The following is a 12,326-nucleotide window of genomic DNA, read 5'->3' as shown; positions in this document are numbered from 1 at the left end:
GTTCTCTGGCGATAGCCATTTGCCTTCAGAAACATGAAATCTCGCCCACAATTTGGCGTGCCGTTCGATTAGCTCCTATGTTGTCGGAAAGACTCGGGGAGAAATCGCCATGGAAGCTCTCGCAAGAAAGTTGGGTCTCAGGACCAACCCGACCATCTTTTTCACGTCCGCTGGGATCATGATCCTGTTTCTGGTTGTGCTCCTGATTGCGCCAGGCCCAATCGGAGAGGCCTTCGGAGCGGGGCGCGAATGGATCGTTACCAACCTGGGTTGGTTTTTCATTTTCGGGGTGACGAGTTGGGTAGCGTTCCTCTTGTGGGTTGCGCTCAGCCGATTCGGCGCCATCCGGCTGGGCGGCAACGACGCGAAACCGGCCTACAGTAATATCTCCTGGTTCACCATGCTGTTCGCCGGTGGCATCGGCACCGTGCTGATGTTCTGGGGCGTGGCCGAGCCCATCTCGCACTTTTCTTCCCCGCCGAGGCCGAATGTCGAGCCCTATTCGGTCGAAGCCGCCGACGATGCCATGAGCTTCGCTATCTACCACCTGGGGCTGCACACCTGGGCGATCTTCACCATGCCGGGGCTTGCCTTTGCGTATTTTATCTATCGTTACGACCTGCCGATGCGCTTCAGTTCGGTGTTCTATCCGTTGATCGGCGACCGCATATACGGGCCTCTCGGCAAGACTCTCGATGTGTTTGCGATCCTCGGCACGCTGTTCGGTGTGGCGGTGTCAATCGGGCTGGGCACGCAGCAGATCAACGCCGGGCTGACTGAGTTGTTTGGCATTCCGGATGCGGTAATCACCAAGGTGTTGATCATTGCCATCCTGACGGCCGTCGCTGTGGGGTCGATCGTCGCCGGGCTGGACTCTGGTGTGAAGCGGTTGTCCAACATCAATATCGGTATGGCCGTTGGCCTGATGGTATTCGTGCTCTTCACCGGTTCGACGGTTTTCCTTCTGCGAGCCGTGGTTGAGACGTTTGGCCTCTACATATCGAACCTGCTGCCCATGGCCTTCTGGAACGACACACTTGCAAGCTATACCGGCGACGATGGCGGCTGGGGATGGCAGGGCAGCTGGACGGTATTCTACTGGGCCTGGACGGTGACCTGGTCGCCCTTTATCGGCATCTTCGTGGCGCGGATTTCACGGGGGCGGACCATCCGTGAATTCGTGCTCGGGGTCCTGTTCGCGCCATCAATCTTCACCCTGATCTGGTTCGCCATTTTCGGCTGGTCAGCAATGCAGATCGATGGCATTGGGCCGGAGGCCAGGGAGGCGCTGGGCGAACAGGCGGGGGTGTTGTCACAAGCCGTAGGGGAGAGTGTTCCCCTGGCCATGTTCGCGTTCTTCGAAAACTTTCCGGGGGCTACGTTGATCCAGGGGCTGGCGGTTGTGATTGTCGCCATCTTCTTCGCGACCTCATCGGACTCCGCTTCCCTGGTGGTCGATATGTTATGCACGGGCTCGCCGGACCCGGGCCCCTGGCATCAACGCGTTTTCTGGGGTGTGTCTGAAGGCATGCTGGCAGCGATGCTGATCGTACTTGCCGGTGACGCCGGGCTGACCGCGTTGCAGGAAGTGATCACCGTGGTTGGCCTGCCGATGTTCATCCTCGTATTCGCCATGATGTTTGCCCTGTTCCGCGGCCTGGCCCAGGAGAAACTCAGCGAAGTGAGGGTGGGCAGTCCACCGCGGCCGGAGCAGTTGTGAACTGACCTGAATTGGTTGCTGATCACTGTTGATGGCTGGCCGAGGCCAGCCATCCTGGAGTCAGGAAAGGTGATGAACGTTTTCCATACCGTACACCGGCGTGTCGATGCCCTCCTTTCGGGCTTTCAGTTGAAGTGCGAGATACAGCGAGTAGTGGCGTGACTGGTGCAGGTTGCCCCCGTGGAACCAGAGCGCTTCCTGTTGCGTTGGCTTCCACATATTGCGCAGCTCGCCTTCCCATGGGCCAGGGTCCTTGGTGGTGTCTGATCCCATACCCCAGCACTTTCCGACTTTATCGGCGACCTCTTGGGATATGATTCGAGCCGCCCAGCCATTCATTGAGCCGAAGCCGGTGGCATAAACAATCAGGTCGGCCGGCAGTTCGGTGCCATCCGTCAGGGTGACAGAGCGGGGGGTGATGCGTTCAATGCCGACCCCGCTTTTGAGCTTGATTTCGCCCTGGGCGACAAGTTCGGATGCACCGACATCGATGTAATAGCCTGAGCCACGGCGCAGGTATTTCATGAACAGCCCTGAGCCATCATCGCCGAAGTCCAGCAGGAACCCTGCTCGCTCCAGCCGACTGTAGAAGTCCGCATCCTGTTCGGCGACCTGCTCGTAAACCGGGATGTGCATATCGGGCATGATTTTGAAGGGCACCGACGCAAATGTGAGATCGGCCTTTTCTGTGGTCATGCCGTTCTGTACCGCCTCTTCGGAGTAGAGTGGGCCTAGCACCAGCTCCATCAGAGTGTCGGACTTGATGATGTGGGTTGATGAACGCTGAACCATGGTGACGTCGGCGTCGTTCTCCCATAACGCAGCGCAGATATCGTGTGCGGAGTTATTTCCACCCAGGACTACGCACTTCATGCCTTTATAGGCAGCGCCACCGGGGTGTTTGCTGGAGTGGTGTTGCTCGCCTTCAAAACTGTCCATTCCGGGAATGTCGGGTATGTTGGGGATGCCCGACATGCCGGTAGCCAGGACGAGCTGCTTGGGGCGAAGGGTGACTTGCTCTCCGTCCCGAACCACTTCCACGACCCATTCCTGACTGGCCTCATCGTATCGCGCACCCGTGCACTCCGTTGAGCTCCAGTAGTTGAGCTCCATAATCTTGGTGTACATTTCGAGCCAGTCGCCGATTTTGTCTTTCGGCGCGAAAACGGGCCAGTGGTCCGGAAATGGCAGGTAAGGCATGTGGTCGTACCAGACCGGGTCATGCAGGCAAAGAGACTTGTAGCGGTTGCGCCAGGAATCGCCTGGATTCGGGTTTCGCTCGATCACAATCGTTGGCACGTCCAGTTGCCGCAGACGGGCAGCCAAGCCAATGCCCCCTTGTCCACCGCCGATGATCACGCAGTAGGGCTGGCGGCTGTATCCCAGCTCCTGTTCTTCGTCCTGCTTTGCCTCAAGCCACGTTTTCCGTGACTTGGTCGCTCCATGCTGAGCGCCTTTGGGTCGAAGGAAGTTTTTCTTCTCGGGGAATTCCTTTAATTCCTGCATGGTGGTCAGCAGGGTCCAGGCAGTGCCATCGCGAAGCCGGATGTGCCCTTTACCCAGAGCATCTCTGGTTTCGAAGGTAATCCAGGCTTCGGTCACGCCGTCCTGTTCTGTCGCGTCTTCGGCGACCTTCCAATTGCTGGGGCGGACATGTTCCGAGGTCTGTTCCAGCATGTCGCGGATATGGTCCCGGCCTTCCAGGGTTTTTATGTTCCAGGTCATTGCAACCAAATCTCGCCAGAAGCCGTTTGCTTCAAACAGTTCCGCTGCCCTTCCAGGATCGCTCGACTGCAGTATCTCGCTGAACCCGTCAAGCCACTGCTGAACTCGTTGGGTGGGGGTGATTTGGGTTTCGGTCATCACGGTTCTCCAGATTTCCATTGTTTTTGTTGGCGGGGAGTCTTTGATCCCCGGTGCGTCGTTGAACACGCTAATAGGAAAGGAGCAGATGACGTGCCACATCGGTCTCCAAGGGCTTTTTATTTTCCAGGTATCTGAAATAAAAGGGTTTCAGGGATTTTTGTGAAAGGAGGAGAGGGTGGCGGAGCCATGTGGCAGAAGGCCCTGGCATTACGGCTGTAATGCGATTGCCTGTAAATGCGTTACAGGTGTAACGATCACTCAGGCACTAAAGGAGGATGTTGATGCCGGGTAATCCGGTATAGGCTGTCAGAACGACGAAGCAGTATCTCATCGTAAATGACAACAACAATATCAGAGCAATGCAGGAGCTTGGCATGACGATGCAACAGGCACAGCGGCGCCACATAGATACGATTCTAAGTTATACAGATGAAGGCGTGTGTGCGGCTTTATCTCCGGAGTCCGAACTGATTGGTCGCTCATGGAAGCGATGTATTGACGAGTACGGACTGGACCCGAGCCAGCCGCGTCGTGCCCGGATCGTGACTCATCAAACCCTGAGGGAGCATCAGGACTCGGTCGATGAATTTCTCAACGTGGCTCGGGCCGGCGTTGAGCAACTGTATATGAATATCGCAAAGCTGGGTTATGTGCTGTTGTTGACGGATCACCGGGGCATTACCGTGCAGTTTCTGGGGGATCGGCGTTCTGACCAACGTTTGCGTAAAGCCGGTTTGTACCTGGGGGCCGATTGGAGTGAGAAGTACGCGGGCACCTGTGCTGTGGGTACGTGTATTGAAGAGGGGCAGGCGCTGACATGTCACCGGGTCGACCATTTCGATGCAACCCATATAAGCTTGACCTGCACCTCGGCGCCCATTCTTGATCCGCTGGGCAACCTGCTTGCGGTACTCGATATTTCGGCCCTGGATTCGCCTGATCCACACAGCAGCCAGACGTTTGCGCTGCACCTTACCCAACTCTATGCCCGCATGATTGAGGACGCCTATTTCCTCCGCCGTTATCGCAATCAGACGGTCTTCCGGTGTGATGCCTCGCGGGAGTTTGTGCAGGTAAATGGCCAGTATCTGTTCGCCATTGACGATGATGGGTGCGTGGAGGCCGCCAATACAGCCGGTCGTTCACTCATGTCGAGCCATGGAAACGGCAGCGATACCAAGCTGACCAGCCTGTTTGAATGCGAGTTAAGGGACATCTGGAGCATTCCTTACGATCAGGATGATCAGGTCAGGGCGTTCAGGCACTGCATCAGCGGCAATACCTTTTTTGCAGCACTGATCCAGCCGAGGATCAAGTCGACGGCTTCCGCACCTTCTGAAGCACTGCCCACTGATGAGTCTGTGCCTGAACTCGATGCGCTGGCAGCGGATGACCCCGTCATGAGGCGAACTCTTGGCCTTGCCAAACGACTGAGGAACAGAGATGTCGGGCTGCTGGTTCTGGGTGAGACCGGCACCGGAAAGGAGGTGCTTGCCAGGGCAATACACCAGTCCAGCCACCGTTACCGACGGGCGTTTGTTGCCGTAAACTGTGCAGCCATTCCCGAGTCACTGATCGAGAGCGAGCTTTTCGGGTATGTGGCGGGTGCGTTTACCGGTGCGCGGGCCAGGGGAATGCGAGGAATGATCCAGCAGGCGGATGGTGGGACATTATTCCTGGACGAAATCGGGGATATGCCCTTGCAGCTCCAGACCCGGTTGCTGCGGGTGCTGGCGGAAGGCGAAATTCTGCCAGTGGGCGCCGACAGTCCCGTGAAAGTGAACTGTCGCGTGATAGCCGCCACGCACCAGGACCTGGGCCAACTGATTGAACGTGGTGCGTTCCGCGCCGACCTCTATTACCGGCTGAATGGGGCCACGTTGCGCTTGCCCTCCCTGGGAGAAAGGGCTGACCGCCAGCATGTGATTAACCGGGTACTCACACACCTGATCGACCAGGGACAACTGCCCGATGTTCGAATCCGGGCAGATGCCATGAGTGCGCTGCTTGCCTACGACTGGCCGGGTAACATTCGTCAGCTTGTTAATGCACTGGCGTTTGCAGAGGCTACCTGTGACGGTGGACAGATCACCGCCAATGACCTGCCAGAGGAGTGCCTGAGAGATCCTGCGATCGCAGCATCGAACGTTGAGCGGGATGTCGACCCCGACGAGAGCGATCCGTTATTGGCGGCACTAAAGAAATACCGCTGGAACGTCTCTGAGGTCGCACGTCGTTATGGAGTGTCACGCCCGACTATCTATCGCTGGATGCAGCAGCAGGCGATTGAGGCGCCGAGGTTCCAAAGCAAAATATAAGTCTACGCTGCATTATATCTGCTTGTAGACCACCTCTGACAATCGGCTGCGGTTGCCATCCGTATCCAGGGTGCGGATAGCGAAGTACCAGGTGCCTTCGGTGAGCTCGTCCACCAGCAACTCGTCGATAGAGGCGTCGCCAATGGCCAGGCTTTGGTCCAGGCTGTCCTCGCTGTTGCCGTAAACCACCTCAAAGCCGGCAATTTCGCCCATCGCGAGACTGTCTCCATTTTCTCTGGTGAGCGGCGCGGTCCAGCTTAGCAGGGCTGCGTTGGCCGGAACGGTGTCCTCGGGGCTTGGCTCGGGGGCCGGCGGTTCGCTGGTGTCGTTGTCCGTTCCGTTGTCGGCGACAGTATCTCCAGTGCTGTTGTCGTCACTGGTATCGGGCTCTGGTGTATCGACAACGCTGGTGTCGTCTTCGCCGTATACCTCTGCAATGGTCTTGAAGCGTTGTACGTAGCGGTATTCGGCCACCACAAGTCTCTGGCTGATGACGCTCGAGTCCACCTCGGCCTGCAGCTCAGAGGCCTGCACTGCTGCGGCAGACACGAGATCGGCCAGAGCGATGTTTTCGCCGTCGCCCATCAGGCTGATCTGGCCGGTTTCGAGAATCTGGGTTGCCACGTTGTTCAGGACATCGGAAATGTTGTTCCATTGGGCGTTGTTGTTGACCAGGGCAAGGAAAGCCGCATTGGCAACGGCGACCTGCAGGGCATCGGCAGACACGCCGTTAAACTCGTCCAGGCGAGTCAGGTCTGGCGGGTCGAGGCGCAAGGAGCCTGCTGCCAGGCCAAACCAGCTTTCAACCCTTTCATAGGCCCCAGAGAGTGCATCGGGGGAGAGCCCATTCTCGCTACGCTCAGCCAGCGCCACGGCCAAATGGGTCAGCGGCGTGAGGTTGACGGTCTCCATGCGAAGATCACCGGCTCCGCGCAGACTGAAACTATCGTCCAGCATCATGGTGTCGCCAAAGGCAACCGGCTCGGCGCCGCTGCGTTCGCATTGGGGAACGACGTCGCAAGTCATGCGGGTATTACTGTCAGCGGTAAGTTCTACCAAAGCCCAGCTGTCCGCCTTTCCTCGCAATTGCCACACATAACTACCGTCGTTTGCTGTCAAAACCGGTTTTGCGGCCTGTCGCTGTGGAGCATAGTAGCCGTCTTTGTCGGATATCAGGCGAGTGGCGGTCACCAGGCCTTGTTGAATAATGCCTTTCATGGCGGCGCCGGCAAGCTCAACAGTTTCAGCCGCCGGAGTGGTTGACGCTTCTGACTGTGGTGTCGTGGCGTTGTCTGAGGACGTCATGTCGAGACCGCAGCCCGAAAGCAGAACCGCTAAAGATAGAGTCAGCAGTCCATGCTTCGTTAAATTATTGCCGCAAGTTGACATTGTTTCGCACCAATTTATTGACGAGTTTGGACGAATCTTACAGCGGCATTTTTCGGTTATATGCGGTCTGGTTCAGGGTTTTTCGGGTGAGAATCGTCAGGAAGTTGGCGCTTACAGAGCGATACACGGTGAGACTGAGCGTTACATGCTCTCGGGGCGATTTTGGTTCCTTAGTTCGCTGTTATTTATACATTTTATGCAATCGACCCGGCAGCCGGGACATTTGCTTGGGCGCGGCGCGACTATTAGCGATTACAAATTTAAACGGTGGGCAGGAGTTGGATATACCTCTAAGTATTAATACGTAGTTTTTCTGCGGCGCTCTAAGTAATCACTGCGTATTGGTTTGGTCATTCCTACGGATTGTTAGTTCTCGCTCAAATCGTGACCATAAGTCGCGAATGACGACCCGAGCATCGTTCTAATACAACAAACACAACAGGAACAAGATCATGAAAAACTTCTTGAAAGCTGCTGCGACCGCCGCAGTGGTGTTCTCCGTGCTGTTCACGTCCTTTGCCCACGCTGCTGATAAGAGCTACACCCTCCGACTCGCAGAAACCTGGGGGCCGAACTTCCCGATTTTCGGTGATGCCACCAAGAACATGGCGGAAATGGCCGAAAAAATGTCCAACGGCCGGCTCAAGATCCGGATCGACTCCGCCAACCGCCACAAAGCGCCTTTTGGCGTCTTTGATATGGTTAAAGCGGGCCAATACGATATGGGCCATTCAGCGTCTTATTATTGGAAGGGCAAAGTGCCCAACACCCTTTACTTCACCAGTATGCCGTTTGGTATGAACGCTCAGGAGCAATGGGCGTGGTTCTACCACGGTGGCGGTATGGAGCTGATGCAGGAAGTGTACGAGCCCCATAACATGCTGTCGTTCCCGGGCGGTAATACGGGCAACCAGATGGGCGGCTGGTTCCGCAAAGAAATCAAAACCCTGGAAGACCTCGACGGGCTGAAAATGCGAATCCCCGGGTTTGCTGGCGAAGTCTTTGCCGAAGTTGGCGTTAATCCTACCAACATCCCGCCGGGAGAGCTTTACACTGCCCTGGAGCGCAACACCATCGATGCGGTTGAGTGGGTAGGCCCGGCCCTGGACCTGCGTCTGGGTTTTCAGCAGATTGCTGACTATTACTACACCGGCTGGCATGAACCCGCCACCGAGTTGCAGTTCCTGATCAACAAGGATGTCTGGGAGGACCTGCCGGCGGATCTGCAGGAAGTTCTGCGTGTCTCTATGCGTACGGCATCCTACGACATGCTGACCCAATCCGTGCATGCCAATGCACAAGCTTGGGCATCCATTCGTGACGAGTACCCGAACGTCAAGGTCAAAACCTTCCCGGACGATATCTTCAAAGCCATGGTCGCGGCTAACGAAAAGGTCCTGGAAGCGTATTCCAGGGATAACGAGCAAGGTCAGCGCATTATCAAGTCACAGCAGGCCTATCTGGACAAAACACGTGCTTACATCGACATCTCCGAGCGCGCCTACCTGAACACCATGGCCGAACTGGAAGAGTAAGTTTCCCGCCATTGGCCGGATGCTTGGCGCTTCGTAAGAAGCGTCGGCATTCGGGTGTTTTCATGAGTCCTATTTAATCCCGATTGGTCCGGAGTCCCCGCTTCGGCAAGAGGAGTTGTAATGCGTTGGTTAATTGCTGTGGATGACGGGTTAGGCGCTGTATCTCGAGCGTGTGGCTGGGTCGCAAGCGTGGCATTTGTCCTGATGATGCTGAATGTTTTCTACGATGTGGTGGCTCGGTATGCCTTCAATGAGGTATCCATTGGGATGCAGGAATTGGAGTGGCACTTGTACGCCGTCGTCTTTCTCATGGGCATTCCTTACGCCATGAGGACGGATGGCCACGTGCGAGTGGACGTTCTTTATGCCGGCCGTAGTGAAGCTTTCAAGGCTTGGGTCAATCTTGTTGGGGCCCTTTTTTTTGCGCTTCCGATTGCCGCCATGATCGCCTGGCTGGGTTGGGGATACATGCTTGATGCCTATTACATGGGGGAAGGCAGCGGAGATCCGGGAGGTTTGCCCTACCGCTTTATTGTTAAAGGGCTGATCCCGTTTTCTTCATTCTGGCTGGCGGTTGCCAGCGTGGGCATGGCGACCTTCGCTCTCAGGGTTCTTGTCAAAGAATCCGCCTACGACGAGCAAACCGGTGCAGGAGGTCTGGCATGATCGGGATGATAATGTTTGGGGTCTGCCTCTTCATGCTGCTGTGGGGCTTTCCTGTTGCGTTTACGTTCGGCGGCGTTGCGTTGATTTTTGGCCTGATTGCAGAGGGGCCGCAACTGTTTGCCTTCATGCCATTCCGCATTATGAGCATCATGCAGAACACGGTGTTAATGGCGATACCGCTGTTCATTTATATGGGCATCGTGTTGCAGCGCACCCGATTGGCGGAGCAATTGCTGGAGTCCATGGGGCGACTGTTTGGTGGATTGCCCGGGGGACTGGCGATATCCACCATCGTGGTCGGTGCTTTACTGGCCGCCTCCACTGGAGTGGTGGGTGCCAGTGTCGTGGCCATGGGGTTGATTTCGCTCCCGGTCATGCTGGCGAATGGCTATGACAAAAAGCTTGCCTGCGGCACCATTTGTGCGTCAGGCACCCTGGGGCAAATTGTGCCGCCATCCATCATCCTTATCATCCTCGGTGACGTGCTCGGCTTGCCTGTAGGGGACCTTTTCAAGGCCGCAGTGATCCCTGGTGTGGTGCTTGTGGGGCTATACATCGGGTATATCCTGTTCGTCAGTTGGCGATCGCCGGGAACGGCGCCAGCGATGCCGCGGGATAGCGACGACAGCCGGGCACAGGAAATCGGCAAAGCCCTGATGGCGATCATACCGCCGCTGGCATTGATTGTTGTGGTACTGGGCTCGATCTTTACCGGTATCGCAACGCCGACCGAATCTTCAGCCCTGGGTGCCGTCGGCGCGCTGGTTCTGGCCGTGGCCTATCGCCAGTTTTCCTGGAGGATGATGTGGGAAAGCTCTCGGGATACGGTCAAGGTGACGGCCATGGTCTTCGCCATTCTGGTAGGGGCAACCGCCTTCTCCATGGTGTTCAGTTACACCGGTGGCGACTACCTGCTGGAGGAGTGGATGCTGCAACTGCCGGGTGAGAAATGGGGCTTCCTGATCCTGACCATGCTTATTATTCTGGTGTTGGGTTTCTTCATCGACTTTGTCGAAATCTCCTTCATCATCGTACCTATTCTGGCGCCCATCGCTGAACTGATGGGTATCAATATGCTCTGGTTCGCCATTCTGATCGCGATGAACCTGCAAACCAGCTTCCTGACGCCGCCCTTCGGGTTCAGTCTTTTCTACCTGAAAGGAGTATCACCACCCGAGGTTAAAACCACCGACATCTATCGCGGTGTGGCGCCATTCATACTGCTGCAGATAATGGTGCTGATCGCGATCCTGATCTTCCCCGCGTTCTTTGGTATGTCATCCTCCTGAGCGAGTTCAGGCGGCTTTTATCAATGACGCTGAGGGCATGTTTCGATCTGGCTGAAGTACCTTGACTGGAGGTTTGGCGGGCCTGGGGAGACTCTTTTCCAGGCCCGCTCTTTTTTACGGTTTGGGTTAGACTGATGGAGTCTCGCAACCGATGCCTAGATGGCGTGTGCTTATAAAGGACAATGTGACGGTCATGTCGTTAAGAACAAAATTGATACTGCTTGCCCTGGTTCCCCTGCTGGTGGTGACCGGTATTTTCTCCGCGGTGACCTTGCACCAGGGCGACATACTCATGGAACGCGAACTGCAGATTTTTGAGCAGAACCTGCGGCGGTCCAAGGAAACAGCGTTGAAAGACTACGTGTCTATAATGCGCACCGCTATCGAATTTGTCCGTCAGAACGCGGCCAATGATGATGAAGCCCGCGACAAGGTTATGGCTCTGATGCAGGAGGCCTCATTCAGTGACGACGGCTATTTCTATGCCTACACCCATGACGGATTGAACCTGGTCCACGCAGCACAGCCGGCCCTGGTCGGACGGGATATGTACGATTTCCAGGACAGTAGCGGGAACTATCTGATCCAGAATCTGATACGGATTGCTGACAATGGCGGAGGGTATTACCAGTATCTGTGGCAGCAGCCTTCCACCGGCAAGGAAGTGGATAAAGTTGGCTACGTTGAACAGATTGAAGACTGGCAATGGATGTTTGGCACCGGATTGTATATCGATGATATTGCCGCTGAGATGCGGGCCATCGAAGCGGGCGTGGACGCCAACGTTAAACAGACCCTGTGGGCCATTCTGTTGGCGTTGATGGTATCAATCGGTGTTGTGGTGTCTGCGGGGGTTCTGTTTAATGTGCACGAACATCGCTTGGCGGACCAGAATCTGAAAGAGCTGAGCCACAAGACCGTGCAACATCAGGAAGAAGAACGCCGCCGGGTATCAAGGGAATTGCATGATGGCATCAATCAACTGCTGGTGTCTGTGAAATATCGGTTGGAGACGGCCATGACCCATATTCCAGAGGGTGACTCCGTCGCCCAGGAGTCACTGGTGAAAGGCGGAGAGGTTTTAAACCGTGCGATACAGGAAGTACGGCGTATTTCCCATGATCTGCGCCCCAGCGTACTGGATGACCTGGGGTTGTTGGCGGCGCTCAACCAGTTGCTGGATGACTTCCGCGAACGTAGCGGGATCGTTATGGACATAGATATCCAGCCACCGCAGGAGGATATTTCCGAGGAGGTGGCTACAACGCTGTATCGTATTGTTCAGGAGGCCTTGTCGAACGTTGAGAAACACGCCCAGGCCACCCGGTTGGCGCTGAGCCTGGAAGAGGATGCGGAGGGACTCTTTCTGTGTATTTCCGACAACGGCGTAGGCATTGCCGAGAAAGATGCATACGCCAGACGAGGCATCGGGTTGCGTAATATGCGCGAGCGTGTGGAGTTTTTGGGTGGGGAGTTTGAGGTGTCTCCGCGGCCAGGAAACGGAACCCGGATAATGGCCTCGTTCAAACAATACCAGGCATAG

At 56.0% G+C, this 12,326-nt stretch carries 8 protein-coding genes; 6 read left to right on the top strand and 2 right to left on the bottom strand.

Annotated elements, in window-relative coordinates:
• The first annotated feature begins 109 nt into the window (after positions 1-109).
• Positions 110-1,720 (top strand): BCCT family transporter, encoded by a 1,611-nt coding sequence (locus tag AAGD24_RS15395; protein ID WP_127401769.1) that lies wholly within the window; start codon positions 110-112, stop codon positions 1,718-1,720.
• 60 nt (positions 1,721-1,780) lie between these two features.
• On the opposite strand, the gene AAGD24_RS15390 is transcribed toward AAGD24_RS15395, so the two are convergent.
• Positions 1,781-3,583: an NAD(P)/FAD-dependent oxidoreductase gene (locus AAGD24_RS15390; RefSeq protein WP_305936639.1), complete on the bottom strand. Its 1,803-nt coding sequence runs from the start codon at positions 3,581-3,583 to the stop codon at positions 1,781-1,783.
• Positions 3,584-3,960: 377 nt separating this feature from the next.
• Between AAGD24_RS15390 and AAGD24_RS15385 the strand changes: the two genes are divergently transcribed.
• The gene (locus tag AAGD24_RS15385) at positions 3,961-5,904 is read left to right on the top strand and encodes a sigma-54-dependent Fis family transcriptional regulator (protein WP_379865575.1); all 1,944 of its coding nucleotides are present in this window, start codon (positions 3,961-3,963) and stop codon (positions 5,902-5,904) included.
• Between the two features lie 12 nt (positions 5,905-5,916).
• Here the strand turns inward: AAGD24_RS15385 and AAGD24_RS15380 are convergent, their stop codons facing one another.
• Positions 5,917-7,209 carry a hypothetical protein gene (locus tag AAGD24_RS15380; protein ID WP_379865573.1) on the bottom strand — a complete coding sequence of 431 codons (1,293 nt, stop codon included), beginning with the start codon at positions 7,207-7,209 and terminating at the stop codon, positions 5,917-5,919.
• A 536-nt stretch (positions 7,210-7,745) separates the two neighbouring features.
• Here AAGD24_RS15380 and AAGD24_RS15375 point away from each other — a divergent pair.
• From AAGD24_RS15375 to AAGD24_RS15360, 4 genes are all read left to right on the top strand, one after another.
• Positions 7,746-8,828 carry a TRAP transporter substrate-binding protein gene (locus tag AAGD24_RS15375; RefSeq protein ID WP_007152684.1) on the top strand — a complete coding sequence of 361 codons (1,083 nt, stop codon included), beginning with the start codon at positions 7,746-7,748 and terminating at the stop codon, positions 8,826-8,828.
• Positions 8,829-8,948: 120 nt separating this feature from the next.
• Positions 8,949-9,494 (top strand): TRAP transporter small permease subunit, encoded by a 546-nt coding sequence (locus AAGD24_RS15370; RefSeq protein ID WP_379865571.1) that lies wholly within the window; start codon positions 8,949-8,951, stop codon positions 9,492-9,494.
• Positions 9,491-10,783, top strand: a complete 1,293-nt coding sequence (locus AAGD24_RS15365) for a TRAP transporter large permease subunit (RefSeq protein WP_075196986.1) — start codon at positions 9,491-9,493, stop codon at positions 10,781-10,783. Before AAGD24_RS15370 ends, AAGD24_RS15365 begins: the two co-directional genes overlap by 4 nt.
• A 193-nt stretch (positions 10,784-10,976) precedes the next feature.
• Positions 10,977-12,326, top strand: coding sequence for a cache domain-containing protein (locus AAGD24_RS15360; RefSeq protein ID WP_041334152.1), 1,350 nt, complete (start codon positions 10,977-10,979; stop codon positions 12,324-12,326).

This window comes from Marinobacter sp. M5B (assembly GCF_042604615.1).
Classification (GTDB): Bacteria; Pseudomonadota; Gammaproteobacteria; order Pseudomonadales; family Oleiphilaceae; genus Marinobacter; species Marinobacter salarius.
The sequence above is the reverse complement of the archived record's forward strand: the minus strand, read 5'-3'. Positions and strand labels throughout refer to the sequence as shown.